The sequence below is a fragment of the uncultured Aquimarina sp. genome, from assembly GCF_947492405.1.
GTDB lineage: Bacteria > Bacteroidota > Bacteroidia > Flavobacteriales > Flavobacteriaceae > Aquimarina.
Genome location: NZ_CANLMP010000002.1, coordinates 1,063,157 through 1,079,927, shown reverse-complemented (window position 1 = coordinate 1,079,927; position 16,771 = coordinate 1,063,157). Strand labels below are relative to the sequence as shown.

The 16,771-nt window shown below is 33.6% G+C and carries 17 protein-coding genes; 4 read left to right on the top strand and 13 right to left on the bottom strand.

The features are described 5' to 3' along the window. Positions 1-11: 11 nt before the first annotated feature. Positions 12-554 (top strand): hypothetical protein, encoded by a 543-nt coding sequence (locus Q0829_RS10970; RefSeq protein ID WP_298542472.1) that lies wholly within the window; start codon positions 12-14, stop codon positions 552-554. Positions 555-560: 6 nt separating this feature from the next. On the opposite strand, the gene Q0829_RS10965 is transcribed toward Q0829_RS10970, so the two are convergent. The 4 genes from Q0829_RS10965 to Q0829_RS10950 all read right to left on the bottom strand — a co-directional run bounded on the left by Q0829_RS10965 (position 561) and on the right by Q0829_RS10950 (position 5,523). After that, complete coding sequence (locus Q0829_RS10965; protein ID WP_298542469.1) at positions 561-1,676, bottom strand: DNA helicase PriA; 1,116 nt, start codon at positions 1,674-1,676, stop codon at positions 561-563. 125 nt (positions 1,677-1,801) lie between these two features. After that, positions 1,802-2,938: an SPFH domain-containing protein gene (locus Q0829_RS10960; protein ID WP_298542466.1), complete on the bottom strand. Its 1,137-nt coding sequence runs from the start codon at positions 2,936-2,938 to the stop codon at positions 1,802-1,804. A 187-nt stretch (positions 2,939-3,125) separates the two neighbouring features. Continuing rightward, the gene (locus tag Q0829_RS10955; protein ID WP_298542463.1) at positions 3,126-3,641 is read right to left on the bottom strand and encodes a hypothetical protein; all 516 of its coding nucleotides are present in this window, start codon (positions 3,639-3,641) and stop codon (positions 3,126-3,128) included. 193 nt (positions 3,642-3,834) lie between these two features. After that, positions 3,835-5,523, bottom strand: a complete 1,689-nt coding sequence (locus Q0829_RS10950) for an ABC transporter ATP-binding protein (RefSeq protein WP_298542459.1) — start codon at positions 5,521-5,523, stop codon at positions 3,835-3,837. 127 nt (positions 5,524-5,650) lie between these two features. Here Q0829_RS10950 and Q0829_RS10945 point away from each other — a divergent pair, with 127 nt between their 5' ends. From Q0829_RS10945 to Q0829_RS10935, 3 genes are read left to right on the top strand one after another with little or no spacing between them, the layout of a single operon-like run. Continuing rightward, complete coding sequence (locus tag Q0829_RS10945) at positions 5,651-7,111, top strand: HAMP domain-containing sensor histidine kinase (protein ID WP_298542456.1); 1,461 nt, start codon at positions 5,651-5,653, stop codon at positions 7,109-7,111. 13 nt (positions 7,112-7,124) lie between these two features. Continuing rightward, the gene (locus Q0829_RS10940) at positions 7,125-7,328 is read left to right on the top strand and encodes a DUF4177 domain-containing protein (RefSeq protein ID WP_298542454.1); all 204 of its coding nucleotides are present in this window, start codon (positions 7,125-7,127) and stop codon (positions 7,326-7,328) included. A 19-nt stretch (positions 7,329-7,347) separates the two neighbouring features. Next, positions 7,348-8,127, top strand: a complete 780-nt coding sequence (locus Q0829_RS10935) for an enoyl-CoA hydratase-related protein (protein ID WP_298542452.1) — start codon at positions 7,348-7,350, stop codon at positions 8,125-8,127. 60 nt (positions 8,128-8,187) lie between these two features. On the opposite strand, the gene nadD is transcribed toward Q0829_RS10935, so the two are convergent. The 9 genes from nadD to Q0829_RS10890 all read right to left on the bottom strand — a co-directional run bounded on the left by nadD (position 8,188) and on the right by Q0829_RS10890 (position 16,637). Beyond that, on the bottom strand, positions 8,188-8,769 hold the full coding sequence (gene nadD / locus Q0829_RS10930; RefSeq protein ID WP_298542449.1) for a nicotinate (nicotinamide) nucleotide adenylyltransferase: 582 nt from the start codon (positions 8,767-8,769) through the stop codon (positions 8,188-8,190). A gap of 4 nt (positions 8,770-8,773) precedes the next feature. After that, a complete protein-coding gene (locus Q0829_RS10925) occupies positions 8,774-9,961 on the bottom strand; it encodes a Fic family protein (protein ID WP_298542446.1) in 1,188 nt (395 codons plus the stop codon). A gap of 125 nt (positions 9,962-10,086) precedes the next feature. Continuing rightward, positions 10,087-10,659: a guanylate kinase gene (gene gmk, locus Q0829_RS10920; RefSeq protein WP_298542443.1), complete on the bottom strand. Its 573-nt coding sequence runs from the start codon at positions 10,657-10,659 to the stop codon at positions 10,087-10,089. A gap of 157 nt (positions 10,660-10,816) precedes the next feature. Beyond that, positions 10,817-11,683: a YicC/YloC family endoribonuclease gene (locus Q0829_RS10915; protein ID WP_298542438.1), complete on the bottom strand. Its 867-nt coding sequence runs from the start codon at positions 11,681-11,683 to the stop codon at positions 10,817-10,819. Between the two features lie 120 nt (positions 11,684-11,803). Then, positions 11,804-12,358: a GNAT family N-acetyltransferase gene (locus Q0829_RS10910; protein ID WP_298542436.1), complete on the bottom strand. Its 555-nt coding sequence runs from the start codon at positions 12,356-12,358 to the stop codon at positions 11,804-11,806. A 24-nt stretch (positions 12,359-12,382) separates the two neighbouring features. Continuing rightward, positions 12,383-12,934, bottom strand: a complete 552-nt coding sequence (locus Q0829_RS10905) for a CopD family protein (RefSeq protein WP_298542433.1) — start codon at positions 12,932-12,934, stop codon at positions 12,383-12,385. Continuing rightward, entirely contained in the window at positions 12,934-13,224 is a 291-nt protein-coding gene (locus Q0829_RS10900; RefSeq protein ID WP_298542432.1) for a type II toxin-antitoxin system RelE/ParE family toxin, read from the bottom strand. Before Q0829_RS10900 ends, Q0829_RS10905 begins: the two co-directional genes overlap by 1 nt. Then, a complete protein-coding gene (locus tag Q0829_RS10895) occupies positions 13,214-13,489 on the bottom strand; it encodes a hypothetical protein (RefSeq protein ID WP_298542429.1) in 276 nt (91 codons plus the stop codon). The genes Q0829_RS10900 and Q0829_RS10895 overlap by 11 nt, the downstream gene beginning before the upstream one ends. 28 nt (positions 13,490-13,517) lie before the next feature. After that, positions 13,518-16,637: a glycosyl hydrolase gene (locus Q0829_RS10890; protein WP_298542427.1), complete on the bottom strand. Its 3,120-nt coding sequence runs from the start codon at positions 16,635-16,637 to the stop codon at positions 13,518-13,520. Between the last annotated feature and the right edge of the window lie 134 nt (positions 16,638-16,771).

Here is a 16,771-nt window from a genome sequence, read left to right as displayed (position 1 = left end):
AACAATTAATTATGAAAAAGGGAGTTGATTTAATTAACTCCTTTTTTTATTTTAAAGATATTATGAATAAACTAATGTACATAGGCTTAATTATAATTTTATTTTCTTGTAAATCAAATAGTATTGCTCAGGAAAAAGAAAAGAGTAATACGAATAAGCCAAAAGTAGAGAAGCCGAAGTTTGGTGATATAGGAGATAATGAAATAACTAAATTAGATGTTATTGCAGATAGTCAAATAGCTCCAAATACAGTACGTCTTACTGGTACTGTTGTCGGTTTTTATAAAAACAAGTCTGTTTGTGGAGTTTCATTCGCGGGTGCGGCCAACGTAAAAGTCAAAAAAGTTATTGGGGCAGGCTCAGGTATTGTTAATATGATCTCATCCGAACAAGAAACTCTTTTTGGACTTACTAAAAATCAGCTAAGAGATTTTGAAGCATTACAAAAAAATACTAATGTACATCAGGAGATTAATCTTGTAGTGTTAGAGGTTTTATGTCAAAATAGTAGTAAGACAGCTTACCAAATAATTAGTTTTACATCTAGAAATTAGTTTTTATTATTGATTTCCATAGGTGTTTGATAACCAGATAATCAGAACAATTATAGCAATAATAAAGAGGCTAAAGAAAAATATTTTCCAAAAAGAATAGGGTCTTTTTCCAGAGATTTTTCCTGTTTGCCCATTGACAAAGAAATTGTATTTTTTCCCATTATATTTATAAGCGCTGATATAAACCGGAAGTAAGATATGTTTAAAGGTTTCTTCTGATAAACTCATATTAATAGAATGTACTCGTTGTGTATCACCACCAATATCATGACGTGCCCAAGAGCGTGCAATTCTTTCAGCTTCTTGCGTAGAAGATAAATGGCCATCTTTTAAAGGTATCGTATATTTTTCAGTAACAAAACCAGCCAAATAACTAGTATTGAATGGTTCTAAAACCTGAAGATTCCAATGAGCAATTTTAGAAGGTATTGGATTTTTACGCTGATGAGACGCTTTTATTAAGGTATCATCTACAAAACCGCTAATGTTACCACTAGCAGGAGTCCATCGTGTTCTTCGTTCCTGTCTGGTCCTCTGTACGGATTTTCCGTTTACAGTAGTAGTATAAGGTACACTTACATAATAATAATCTCCTCGTTGTCCCGTATAAGTTGCATATAGTTGTGCATCAAATGTCCAATATGGCAGATATAAACCTTTGGTATGCTCCGGATCTAAAGCAGCTTTTTGAAGGTTATTAGGTGCAAACCACAACCCTTTTACCCATTTAGAAAATATTTGATGCGATTTTTTTTGATCAAATTGAAATGGCAAAACAGCTCCAGGAAGAATCCAATCTTCTTTGTAAGCATCTTCCACGATAAGAGGCATTGTGCAATATACACAGTGCAGTGATTTATAATTTTCTTCTACATGCTGGTTTGCGCCACAATTCTTACAATGGAGCATCATAATCTCTTCAGAATGAGAAAGAGACCCCATTTCATCTAGATACGGTTTTAATTCTAATTCTTTAAAACCATCTTCCTGCTGTATAATAGTTTCCTCATGACCACAGTAATCACAGGTAATCTGAGTAGTTCCGGGTTTATAGGTTAGTTCGGCACCACAATTAACACAAGATTTTTTTTGTTCAGAAAAGGCTTTTTTTTCTTCTTCCATGTAGGAATTATAATACTAAAAGTTTTACAAAATAGTTCCTTCTCCCATCTAAAATGGAAGAAGGTTAGAGCTTGCACTGAATTTTTAATTCAGTGATGAGATTATTTTTATTAGCACGATATTTTTTACGCCCTAGGTAACGGAGGAGGCGTACTTCCACCTAAGAATGATTTTAACTCTTCTACATCTTTAATAGCCGTCCAATTTGCCATTCCTTGTTTCCAGACTAAAGAATCTTTATTGACCGTTCTATTCGCAAATAATGCTTTTAATTGATCAAAAGATACAGGACCAGCTTGCTGACCATTAGAAGCATAGAAATACTGAACCTGAACTGGCATTGGTGGAGGAGCTACAGGAGAAGTTTGCTGAGGTTGTGCTTGTTGTTGAGTAGCCATAGGATTCATCATACCGCCCATTTGTTGAGCAAGTACAAAACCCATTCCCATTCCCATTCCTGCACCAGCAGTACCGCCTTCATTAGCCGCTGCTGCTTCAATAGCTTTAGCTGTTTTAAACTTCGTTAATTTATCAAGATCAAGCTTGTCAATTCTACTATATTCGAAAATTTCTTTTTTCAAATCTTCAGGCATTGAAACATTTTCGATAAAGAATTTTTCTAAAGAAATACCTACAGAGTTAAATTCTGGCTGCATTACTTCCTTACAAGTTTCAGATAATTCAGTAGTATTAGCAGCATATAATTCTATAGGAAAGTTAGCTTCTCCTACAGTATCTGTAAAACGAGTAGAAATTAAACTTTTAAGATGTTCGTTAATTTCAAAACTTGTGAAATTAGCATCTGTACCAACAATATCAATGATAAATTTCCCGGGATCATTAACTTTAAAGGCATAGGTCCCAAAGGCTCTAATTTCTACCAATCCAAAGCGATCATCATTAAGCGTTATTGGGTTTTTAGTTCCCCATTTTTCATCGGTAAATAAATGGGTGTTTACAAAATAAATTTCTGCCTTAAAAGGGCTGTTAAATCCATATTTCCAACCTTTTAATGTTGTTAAAATTGGTAAATTTTGAGTGTTTAATGTATATGTTCCAGGTTCGAATACATCCGCTAATTGACCTTCATTAATAAAAACAGCTGTTTGCCCTTCTCTAACTATTAACTGAGCACCATTTTTTATTTCGTTTTGATAGCGTTCGAATCTATGTACAATGGTATCCTTTGTATTGTCTAACCATTCTACAATATCTATAAATTCATTACTAAGCTTCTTTTTTATTTCGTCAAAAATTCCCATTGGTGAGTTGATTTATAATTTGTGTTCTAAAACTACAAAATAGGACGCTTGTGTAAAAATTAATTTGAAGTTAATTCTAAAAAGTAGGCTCTTTGGTATTATGCCAAAGAGCCTGTTGAGTTTTGTTTATAAAACTGATTTGGTTTTAACTAGGTGTCGCTTTTGAAATACACATATAAAGAGTCCCCTAATCAAGACCATAGTGAGATTGAAGATCTTCATAACTACTAAAATTAATTGAACTGGTGTCAGTACCTTCAATTATAAAATACTTCAGTTTTGTGATTCCGGCATTTAGTTCCCCGCCAGATGAAAGAGAATATATTGTTAATGCATTCAAAGTATACGAAAAGGTAATCACTTGATCAGATCCATCAGCAACTGGGAAGTTAAGCGTCATTGGATGCCATATTCCATCGTCGAACAATTCAAAATACACTAAAATCAATGAGTTGTCCAACGCGTTTTGATCAATATCGGTATCGGTTATTACGAATTCATTTGCCGGAGCACCTAAATAATCTCCAGAAGTCCATATTACTTCATCAATTGTTTTTACAATAACATTTGCATTACCATCTTGTCCTGCAGGCCCTTGTGGTCCTTCTGCACCGTTCATTCCATCTTCTCCATCACAAGAGATTGTTAATACTAATGCAAAAGTCATCATTATGTACGTTAAAAATTTCACTGTTGTTTTCATCATATTAAGTTTTAAAGTTTATGATTAGTGTAATCTTTTAGAAAGAGGTAAACATTAAAACGAAAAAACTCATCTATGAAGCTCAGATAGGTTTTGATAAAAGAGATGTTAAATAGAAAATTCTATGTAGGCAGAAACTTTAAATGTAAAAGAATTAATAATAGAAACAGGTTTTATAAAACGTTGATTTACTTTATATACCTTTGGGGATGGCATTGATTAGTTTTTTAGTGTATTCCTTCTTTGGGTTTGCGTAGATGTTGTCCGCATCTCCTTGTTCTTCAATTTTACCTTGATTCATAACTAATAACTGATCCGACATATATTTTACTACAGCCAAATCATGAGATATAAAAATATAAGTAAATCCGAACTTTTCTTTTAGCTCATTCAATAAATTCAAAACTTGTGCTTGAACAGATATGTCCAAGGCGCTTACAGATTCATCGCAGATAATTAGTTTTGGTTGGAGTGCAATGGTTCTTGCAATTCCGATTCGTTGACGTTGTCCTCCACTAAATTCATGAGGATATCTATTAAAATATGAAGGATCTAATCCAACTCTTTCTAATAGATTAATGGTTCTTTCTTTTCGCTCCGCGTTATTATCATAAAGATTATGAGCCTTCATGGGTTCCATAATTGCTTTACCAATTGTTAAACGTGGATTAAGAGATGCAAATGGATCTTGAAATATTAACTGAATCTCTTTTCTTAAACTTCTAATTTCCGAAGAAGAAATTTTTGTTATGTCTTGACCTTTGTATAAAATTTCGCCGCTATTAGCTTTATCTAATTGTAGAATTGTATTTCCTAAAGTAGATTTACCACATCCGGATTCTCCTACTAGTCCCAAGGTTTCCCCTTCATACAGTTTGAAACTTACCCCATCTACAGCTTTAAATTCCTTTTTACCAAATAACCCCACTTTAGAAAAAAAGGTTTTTTCTACATTTCTCACTTCTAATAAAGGAGATTTGCTGTATAATTCTTTGTGGTGGAGTTCTCTTTGTGATTTGGTGACAATTGCTCTCTCAGCTTTTTGATCAGTGAGATAATCTTCTATAGTTGGTAGGTTTTTGAATCTAACATCCAATGATGGTCTAGCATAAATTAATGCTTTGGTATATTCTTTTTGAGGATTATTAAAAATTTCTGATGTAGTTCCATATTCTACCATTTTACCTTGATAAACTACTAAAACCTTATCTGCAATTTCCGATACTAAGGATAAGTCGTGAGAAATGAAGAGAATACTCATTTTATATTCTTTCTGTAGATCTTTAAGGAGGCTAATAATTTCTTTTTGAACGGTAACGTCTAATGCTGTTGTAGGTTCATCCGCAATAAGTAGTTTAGGTTTACAGGCAATTGCCATAGCAATCATGATTCGTTGCTTTTGACCACCACTTAGTTCATGAGGATAAGAATTATAAGCGCGAATACTGTCAGGAAGTTTTACTTTCTTAAATAATGATAATACTTCTTCCTTGGCTTCAGACTTTGAGAAATCCGTATGCTGTAATAAAATCTCTATAACCTGTTTACCACACTTCATAGAAGGATTAAGAGAACTCATAGGTTCCTGAAAAATCATAGCAATTTCGTTACCTCGAATAGATCTTAATGTTTTAGTATCCAAATCAAACAGAGAATGATTATTATATATGATTTGCCCAGATACTTTTGCTGTATTGGATGGAAGTAATCCCATAATGGCTAAGGAGGTTACCGATTTACCACTTCCGGATTCTCCCACAACACCTAAGATTTCATCAGAATTAATATCAAATGAAATATCATACAATACTTGCATTTCCTTTTCCTCAGAAGAAAAAGAGACATTTATATTTTTAACAGAAAGTAAAGCGTCATTGACCATAGATTCAAAACTAAGTAAATTTAACCAATTCCACCTAAATAAAAGGAAGAAGGGTATGTATACTCTAGGTTTCTTTTAAAGACTGTTTTGGTGTGATATTTGCTATATTTACGTTTCAAAGAATACTATGAAGCTCAGTAAACTCTCCCTTAGAACGAGGATTTTTATTTCCATGACCGTATTAGTTTTGTTAGCTTCTGTCTTGGTTGCTGCAATCACAGTGTATCAATATAAAGAAGAGGCGGAAGACTATCATCGTGAGCGATTAGAAAGGAAAGAAGAGCGGATTAAAATTGCCATTAATAATGCATTAAGAAGCACAACTTATCCTGTAACTGAAGAAAATGTTGCTTTGATTTTTAGAGAGAAAAAAAGAATTTCTCAAATTTCTCAAGAGCATACGCTACCGGTTAATATTTATGATTTATCTGGAAAATTACTAGTTAAATCAGAGGAAACTTTTGTAAATGATACTACTGATAAGCAGTTAAGTCAACGTATTATTGATACTTTAGGTAGCGGATATGAAAAACGATACCTGGGAGTTTCCGAGAAAAATGGAGAGCACTTTTTATCCTCATATACATATATTAAAGATTATAAATCAAAACCACTAGCGATACTTAACTTACCATATCTGGAAGATGATAATTTCTTTTCCAGAGAATTGTGGGAATCTTTAAAAAGACTTGGTCAAGTATATTTATTGATGTTGCTAATTGCTATAGTATTAGCATATTTTTTATCAAAATATATTACACGATCTCTTAAAACAATCTCAGACACTATAGATCAGACGCGCTTAGATAAACGTAACAAGAGAATCAGGATAGGAGATTCTAGTGATGAGATTTATTCATTGGTAAATGCATATAATAGTATGATCGATGAGTTAGAAGAAAGTGCAGCGATGCTGGCTAAAAGTGAGCGTGAAGCGGCTTGGCGAGAAATGGCAAAACAGGTCGCACATGAAATTAAAAATCCACTGACTCCGATGCGATTAACGGTTCAGAGTTTCGAACGAAAGTTTGATCCTAAAGATCCCAATATCGAACAAAAAGTAAAAGAGTACAGTGACACATTGATCCAGCAGATTGATACTATGAGTTCGATTGCATCGGCTTTTTCTAATTTTGCACAGATGCCGGCACAGAAAAGCGAAACATTAAATGTGGTGAAAATTGTGGGCTTAGCGTTAGACATTTTTAATGAGGATTATATTGTTTTTCCTTCAGAAAAGGAAGAGATTATTGCCAAGTTTGATAGAACACAATTAATAAGAGTGGTAACCAACTTGGTCAAGAATGCGATACAAGCAATATCAGAAGATCAAACACCTAAAATTATGGTAAATGTCTTTGAAGAAAAAGAAGATGTTGTTATTACTGTAGCAGATAATGGAGTGGGGATAACCGAAGAAAACAAGAAAATGATTTTCGAGCCAAAATTTACCACCAAGAGTAGTGGTATGGGATTAGGGCTAGGTATGGTAAAAAATATTGTGGAAACCTATAACGGAAGTATTACCTTTACATCTCAGGAGGGGAAAGGAACCGTTTTTAAGGTGAAATTTCCAAAAGAACGGTAAACACTTGAAAAAAATGAAAGAGTATAAATTAGAATCGTTGATTTATTATTCCAAACTAACGTTAGATAAAGAACATATCTTAAAATCTTCTTCTAAAGATATTCAGGAAAAATTAGATTTTTATGCTAAAGACGGATGGAGATTAGTATCTACGGATGTTGAAGATTTTGGTGCAGGAATGTATTTTTATTTATACTTCGAACGAGATTTAAAATAATAAACAAACAATATAGAAAATGTATAGTAATATTCTCACATCTCATAATGGTGGTATAACAACAATTACCATAAATCGTCCTTCAAAATTAAATGCGCTTAACAAGGAGACTATTCAGGAACTTCACGAAGCTTTTGATGTATCAAACAAGGATGCTAAAACTAAGGTGATTATTGTAACAGGAAGCGGAGAAAAAGCATTTGTCGCTGGAGCTGATATTAGTGAATTTGCTAATTTTTCTGTTGATCAAGGAGGTCAACTAGCGGCGAAAGGGCAGGAGCTACTTTTTGATTTTGTAGCTAATTTGTCCACCCCAGTAATTGCTGCCGTTAATGGTTTTGCATTAGGTGGCGGATTAGAGTTGGCTATGGCAGCACATTTTAGAGTAGCCAGTGATAATGCTAAAATGGGATTACCAGAAGTGTCTCTAGGTGTAATTCCAGGCTATGGTGGTACGCAACGTTTACCGCAGTTAGTAGGTAAGGGTAGAGCTATGGAAATGATTATGACAGCCGGGATGATTGATGCTAATCAAGCGCTAAATTACGGTTTGGTAAATCACGTAGTTTCACAAGAAGAGTTGTTGCCATTGGCAGAAAAACTAGCTAGTAAGATTATGCGAAATTCTTCGGTAGCAATTGGAGCGGCTATTAATGCTATTAATGCAACTTATGAAGATGGTGTTAATGGATTTAAAACTGAAATTAAAGAATTCGGTAATTGTTTCGGAACAGAAGACTTTAAAGAAGGAACAACAGCTTTTTTGGAAAAAAGAAAAGCGGATTTCCCTGGAAGATAGTTGAAAATTGAGATAAGATTCAGACCTGTCAGGTTTCCAAAACCTGACAGGTCTATTTTTCTATCTATAAAAATTCATTTCATCAATATATTCCCATACCTCTTTTGGGAGTATGGGTCTGATATTCTTACCCTCAGGAATAGCATTTCTAATAAAAGTCGAAGATATTTCCATAATAGGAGCGTTGATGCTATGAATTTTTGGATGATTCTTAAATTGATGCTCTGTTATTCCTTTTGATATTCGGGGATAGACATAGATGTTATGATTTTCTAAAATTGTTTCGTAATTTTTCCATTTATGGAAGCTTTTTAGATTGTCTTCACCCATAATCAAATTAAACTGATAATCCGGATGTTTTTCTTCTAGATGAATTAATGTATTTACAGTGTAATTGGGTTGCGGTAGTTTAAACTCAATATCGCTGGGTTTTAGTTTCGGATACGATTCTGTAGCACGATATACCATTTCTAGACGATGCATATTATCTAATAAAGAGCTTTTCTTTTTAAACGGATTATGAGGAGTCACTACCATCCAGATTTCATCTAAATCTGAATATTCAGCCATGTGATTGGCTATTGCCAAATGACCTATATGAATAGGATTAAATGTTCCGAAGTATAAACCTATCTTTTTCATTTTATTAAATATCCGATTTCTTTTCAACGGTTGCACTAAAAATATCTAAATATGGTTTAAATATATACATACGATTTCTCTTGTATCCAGTAATCTCTGAGAGAATTTTTAATTCGACGAATTTATCAATCAAACGATTAGTAGTTGATGAGGATGTGCCTAATAAGTTATCTACATATTTTGCATCGGGTACTACCGGAAATTTATAAAGATTTTCTAAAAGCTTAATTGCATTCTTTTTTGCCCTAGTTCCAAATACAGGAAGTCTGGCAGATTCAATTTCTTGTTGTAAACTTAGAATATCCTTGAAAACCTGAATAGCATCTTTTGCGGTTTCTATAACACCAACTAAAAAAAATTTTATCCATTGTTCCATATTCCCGGTTAATCTTACAGACATTAAATTGTCGTAATAATAGTGTCGGTTTTTTTCAAAAAAATCAGATAAATATAAGGCGGGTTTTTCTATAACCTTAGAACTGACAAGGTAAAGTGTTATAAGGAGTCGACCTAGCCTACCATTACCATCTAAAAAAGGGTGAATAGTTTCAAACTGATAATGAATGATTGCTATTTTTATTAAATGTGGAACTTGAAATTCGGTATTATGGATAAATTTTTCTAAATCCGACATTAATTCGTTTATTTCTGTGTGATGTGGAGGAATAAAAGATGCATCTCTTAAAGTTGCACCAATCCAGTTTTGACTTTTACGATAATCTCCAGGTAATTTATGCTTACCACGAACACCTGAAAGTAAAATTTTATGAGCTTGTTTAAGAAGTCTATTAGAAATAGGTAGTTCCTCTAATTTTTCGATTGAATTATTTATTGCGTCAATATAGTTTCTTACTTCTTCCCAGTCATCTCTTTTTTCGGGACTAATGTCTTCTTTATTCATTAAGGCTTCCTCTAAATTAGTTTGAGTTCCCTCAATTTTACTTGATTTGTTTGCTTCTTTTGTTATGTATAGGTAGATAAAGAAGTCTACATTTGGCACGATTTGAGAAAAAGCATTAAGTTCACCTACAAATCTATTTGCTTCTGACAATAATTTATTTATTTCTATTGAAGAGATTACCCAAGGGTGATTGATGTAATTCGGTGAGAAAGATTTATATTCTAATTGTTGTTTAAAAATGCCAGGTTCAAAAGAAGAAAGATCCATAATATCTGTATTTGAATATTTCAAATATAAATATTTATATTTTCAATTCTATGGTTTTTTGAAAATATAAAAAAATATGTTTTCATTTATTACGCTTTTTTAGAAGAATGACAAATATTATTTTCATATTAAAGAGAGCCTTATCTAACCTATTGTAAAATAAATTTCTTTACTAATTGAAGAACTTCCGCTTTGGCTTTTTCTAAATCATCATTGGTAACAATAGCATCAAATTGTGGAGCAGTGGCTAACTCGGTGGAGGCTTTAGCAACTCGCATATTAATTTTATCTTCAGACTCAGTTTTGCGTTTTTTTAATCGAATTTTAAGTTCTTCGATACTTGGTGGTTTTACAAAAATAGCAAGTGTTCTGTCCGGATAAATTCTTTTAATATCTAGTCCTCCAACTACATCAATATCAAAAATTACATGTTTTCCTTTGTCCCAGATCCGTTGCACTTCGGTTTTTAGCGTTCCATAAAAATTATCACGATATACTTCTTCCCACTCCAGAAATTCATCTGCTTTGATTTTATCTTTAAACTCCCTTAATGAAAGAAAATAATAATCCTTTCCGTGTATTTCGCCACCACGTGGTTCTCTGGAAGCAGCAGATATTGAGAAATCTAAGTTCAATTCCTCATTGTGCAATAAATATTTAACTAAAGTAGTTTTCCCACTGCCAGATGGGGCAGACAGTACTATAAGTTTTCCTTGTTTCATAATATCTTCTGGTTTTACAACTAGGTTGTACAAAAAGTCGAAATAATTATGACTTGTCAGGGTGAGCGTATTGAAGATCAATTAACATCCAGAAGTTTAAGAACTTCAGCAGGCTCAGTTTGACATTTAAAAATTAACTTTTCATACAGTTTTTCTGCTATAAAATATTGAGCAATTGTTCTTTGATCTTTTCTAATTCGTCTTTCATTTGCACTACCAATTGTTGCATAGGTGCATAATTAGATTTACTACCGATAGTATTGATTTCGCGACCAATTTCTTGTGTTATGAAACCTAATTTTTTACCATTAGAATCTTTAGAATTCAGGGTAGTTGTGAAATATTCTAAATGATTCGCTAGTCTTACTTTTTCTTCTGTAATGTCAAATTTTTCCAGATAGTATACCAATTCTTGTTCAAAACGGTTTTCATCTACCTGCTCTTTTAATTCAGAGACAGCTTTGTGTAATCGTTCTCGAACTACTTCAATACGTTCAGGATCAATTTCAATAACTTTTTCTAGTAAATCACCGATATTTTTAATGCGGGCAATAAAGTCTTTTTCTAAGGCTTTTCCTTCGTCTAACCGATAGTTTTCTATAGCCTCCAAAGCATCAGACAGACCTCCTTTTATAGCTTCAAATTCTTTTTTGTCAACTTCTGCACGCTCTGTTTTTAATGCATCTGGCATGCGAACTGCCATTTTTATTAATTCTAACTCTTCTTGCTTAGCATATGCAGATATAGACCCTAATTGTTTTATATAGTCTTTTACAATAGGTTCATTGATTTTTGTCGAATTTTCTTCTCCCGTTACCTCTACGTACAAACCGAAATCAACTTTTCCTCTTTCTAAGGTTTTGGCGATGGTTTTACGCATTTCTAATTCCTTTTCACGGTATTGAGAAGGTATTCTAGCGTTGAGGTCTAGATTCTTACTATTTAAGGATTTTACCTCAATAGTGATTTTCTTGGTAGGAAGCTGAAGAATTGACTTCCCAAAACCTGTCATGGATTTGATCATATGCTTGTATCAGTACTCGATTAAAAAATTACACGAAGATACAAACTAATTACGAATGCAGAATTATGAATAAAGAAGGATCCAATGAAACTTATTTAAAACTTGTTTTTACAAGAGGTATTAGCTTTTAGAAACTTTTCTATGCATTATAATTTTATCAAGAAATTCTTCGTTTTCAAGAAAAAAATTAGGGACAATTCCCGATTTTTGAAACTTCATTTTTTTATATAAAGCAATTCCTGATACATTGTTAGCATAAACTTCTAACCAAATGGTTTTCAAAATTTGATTTTCTTCTGCCCAATCTATAATATTTTGAAGTAATAAAGTGCCAATACCTTGATTTTGCCATTGGGTGTGAATTCCCATCCCAATAACTGCAGTATGTTGCATTTTTTTTCTCCAACTTCCAGTGAGATCTATGTTTCCAATAATCCTATCATTGGAAATTGCTACGAGAATAATACTGTTTTTTTCTAATTGATACCGTTCTATCATATCCTTTTCTTGATCGATATCGTTGGGATATTCACTTGCGAACAAAGGTAAGCTATTGGTGTTTTTTAGATATGATAGTTTGAGCTTTAATAGTTCTTCGGCATCATCAGATACAGCTTGTTTGATAGTGATAGATTGATCATTTTTAGTTGTATATGTTTTGGGAAAGAAGCTCAATAATTCTAAAATTCTAAGTTTGTATTATGCATTTGGGTTTTTATCTCTAATTCTTTTGTAAAATTTAATACCTAGCATCAACAAAACAGCAAGTAAAAGAATCCCTATAACGCCATAAATCCAATTAACAGCATCTCTAACGATTACTAAAAATATAACAGCAAAGAGAATGATGGTGGCTCCTTCATTCCATAATCTCATTTGATTAGAAGTCCATTTTACAACCCCAACCTGAAGTTGTTTGAAAATTTGGTGACTTTTTAGGTGATAGATAAAAAGTAAAATAATAAACCCTAATTTCACATGCATCCAAGGTAATTCTAGCAAAACAGGTCTTAAAACTAATAAGCAAATAGCAAAGGTCGTTGCTAAAATGGCCGAAGGCCAGGTGATAATATACCAAAGGCGTTTAGCCATTAGTTTTAGTTGACTACCTAATATTTCTTTATCAGGAGAGGGTTTTTGAGAAGCTTCAATTTGATAAATAAACAATCTGGGGATATAAAATAGCCCTGCAAACCAGGTAATCACAAAGATAAGGTGCAGGGCTTTTATGTAGTTATAGTATTCTTGCATTATTTAGGTTTCTTCGTAGGATTTTGATGCGTATTAAAAATTGAGTATATGATTATTGTATCGTTTTCAATACCAAAGACAACAATAAACGGGAATCGCGGGATTGGAGCTTGGCGAAAAGAGTATTTTGAAATCTGAAAATGCTTTGGAAATTTCTGAATATATGAGATTTCCGACCTTACGCTATTTAAAAACCGAAAGCCTAATCCTTTGGACTTAGAGTTGTACCACTCCAAAGCGTCTTCTAATTCTAATTCTGCTCTAGGTTTTAGAATAAGTTTATAGGTCATATTTTTTCCTGAGCCGCTTTTCTACTTCGTCCCATGTGGAACCTTTTATTTCACCATTGAGATGTCTTCTGCGATCCTCTTCTAAAAGCATATAGTGGGATTCAGAAACGGAATCCAATGAGTCTGTTTTGTAAACTTGATTAGGTTCCAAAACCGTATTATCCTGAATCTCATTTAAAGTGTTTTCGATCTTATTAAGTATTTCAAGATTATAACAATCCATAATAAGTTGAATTAACTCTAATTTTCTCGCGTCCATATTCATACATCAAAGATAAGAAATAAATGATTTCTTATTTATTTCCTTCTTCCACAAAAAGATAATTCAACTTCAAGGTATTGAATTCTGCATTAAAGTTTTTTATTTCTTCAGAAATCAATTTGTCAAAAGCGATTAGTTGCTCATCAATTTGTTTGGTTAATTCATTTTTCACAGCAATATCCTGAGCTGTAGGTCCAAAGTCTCCCATTCCGACCAATGAATTTAAATGTCCAAGTTTATTCGTCAATCTTATTGGGAAATTTAAAGGATCCTGACCACTACGATTTTTAGTTTGATACAGTGCTTTTTCAATTTCACCAAACTGTTTTTGTAGATCTTTTGCTTTCGTCACTAAATCCTTTGTTTTTTCATCGTCCTTATACTGTGTTGTAAAAGATTTCAGTTGTGTATTGATTTTTCTGATTTTTTTGATGGATTGATGAGCCTTATCCACCGTTTTGTTTACACTTGTAATAAAATCAAACTGTTGTTGCATTTGTTGTTTAGTGGCTTCTGCTCTTGGATCTGCTAGAATAGTAAATGGTTGTGAAATTGCTGTTCCGTTTACATTTAAACTCACCTTATAATTACCAGGAACAGCTTTAGGACCATCAAGGTTTGCCCACCATAAAATCATTCCTGTGAGTTTTTCGGCACCATCTCCGCGCATATTCCAGTTAAACTGATTCGCACCTTTTTTTAGATCAACTAGTTTATCTTTTTTCTCTTTTGCACTGGTGCTAAAGGATTTGATAGTATCTCCTTTTGTGTTAAAATAAGTCAGTGAAATAGTATCTTTTTCTTTGTCAAAATTCTTAAGATTAAAATACGTAATAACACCACTTGGATGATTAGTTCCTTCAGTTTTAGAACCTTTTCGACTAGCACCACGCATTCTATACGTATTCTTAGGTTTAAACAAGATGTTTTCCTGAGTTTTAGAACTATTGTTGAGTTGATGTAATACCGTTAGATCATCAATGATCCAAAGACTTCTTCCTTGTGTTGCTACAACCAGATTATTGTCTTTAATTACTAGATCAGTTATAGGTACGATTGGAAGGTTTAATTGAAATGACTTCCAATTTAAGCCATTATCAAAAGAAATATACATACCGGTTTCGGTACCTGCGTATAGTAGTCCTTTACGTTTTGGGTCGGCACGAAGTACACGAGTAAAGTGTTCACTATCTATTCCTGTAGTGATTTTTATCCAGGATTGACCATAATTAGTGGTTTTGTATAGATATGGCGCAAAATCTCCAGATTTATAGCGTGTTCCAGCTATATAGCAAGTGCCTTGATCAAAGCTGCTTGGTTCTATACTGTTAATCATCATCCATTCTGGCATCCCTTTAGGGGTTACATTGGTCCAGTTTTTTCCTCCATCTTGACTTATATGAACTAAGCCATCGTCACTTCCTGTCCATAATAAACCTTCCTTAATAGGACTTTCTGCAGCAGCAAAAATGGTACAGTAATATTCAACTGAAGTATTGTCTTGAGTTATAGGGCCTCCAGAAGATTTTAGTTTGCTTGGATCATTTCTGGTTAGGTCTGGACTGATTACTTCCCAACTTTGTCCTTCGTTTTCAGTTACATGGACCTGATTCGAAAACGTGTATAGTCTATTTGGGTTGTGTTTAGAGAACATGATCGGGAAATTCCATTGAAAGCGATATTTCATGTCCTCAGCACCGTGTCCCATTGGATTATCTGGCCATACACTAATGGATCTTACGGTTTCTGTTTTATGATTTACTCTGGTTAAGAAACCATCATAACTACCTCCGTATACAATATCATTATCTTTTGGATCTATAGCAATATGAGCAGATTCTCCACCAGCTGTAGATTCCCAATCATCTTCAGAAATGGACCATCCTGTACTTCTGTGATTAATTCTAATGGTAGAATTATCTTGTTGAGCCGCATAAATTCTATATGGGAAACTATTATCTGTTGTTACTCTATAAAACTGAGAGGTAGGTTGATTATGGTAGGTACTCCAGGTTTCTCCACCATCATAAGTTATTTGTGCGCCACCATCATCACCCATAATCATACGTTTCGGATTTTCCGGGGCAATCCAAAGATCGTGATGATCTCCATGTGGTGCTCTGAAACTGCTAAAGTTTTTACCGCCATCCTTACTTTTATGATAGGATACATTTACTACATATACCACATCTTTATCTTTTGGATCTGCATAAATACGGGTATAATACCAAGCACGTTGGCGCAGACTTCGGTCGCTATTAAGTTGGCTCCATGTTTCACCACCATCATCACTTCTATAGACACCGCCTTTTTCTTTATTTTCTACAATTGCCCAAACTCTTTCACTATTGACAGGAGAAACGGTTACTCCCATAATCCCTAAGGTATCTTTTGCGAATCCTTTATTCTTAGAAATTTCTTTCCATGTTTTTCCACTATCCGTACTTTTCCATAAAGCAGAACCGTCTCCTCCAGAGCTTAAGCTATAGGGTGTTCTTCTTGCGTTCCATGTAGAAGCATATAAAATTCTTGGGTTATTAGGGTCTAATGTAAGATCAACTGCTCCCGCATCCTGATTGGCAAATAAAACTTTGTTCCACGTTTTTCCACCATCAATACTTTTATAAACCCCGCGATCTTGAGTTGGTTTGTATATGTTTCCAAGAACTCCGGCATATACGATATCAGGATTGCTAGGATGTATTGCTATTCTTGGTATATGTCTACTTTTAGGAAGACCTGATTGGATCCATGTTTTTCCTGCATCAACACTTTTCCAAACTCCATAACCAGAAGATACATTACCACGAAGTGTTTTTTCGCCACCACCAACATAAATAACATTTGGATCACTTTTAGAAACTGAAATAGAACCCACAGATCCGCCAAAAAACCCATCAGATATATTTGACCAGCTACGACCACCATCTGTAGTTTTCCAAACACCACCACCAGTAGCACCAAAATAAAATAGATTTGGTTTGCCAGGAACTCCGGTTACTGCTGCGCTTCGTCCTCCTCTAAAAGGCCCAACTAATCGATATTCGAGTGCATCGTATAGTTCTTCATTATAAGTTTGTGCATTTAATGATGAAAAATTCCCAATCAAAAGAAAGGCAAGTAATGTGAGTTTAATGATTCTTGAGTACATTTAGTTGAGTTTATAGTTTACGCTCTAACACGAAAATTCATGATAAATAGATTTGATGGTCCACTAAAATCTGGAATAAATGGCTATTGAGAAAGATTTTCACGTAAATTTAACCTTAGTTGATTTCTGTTTTC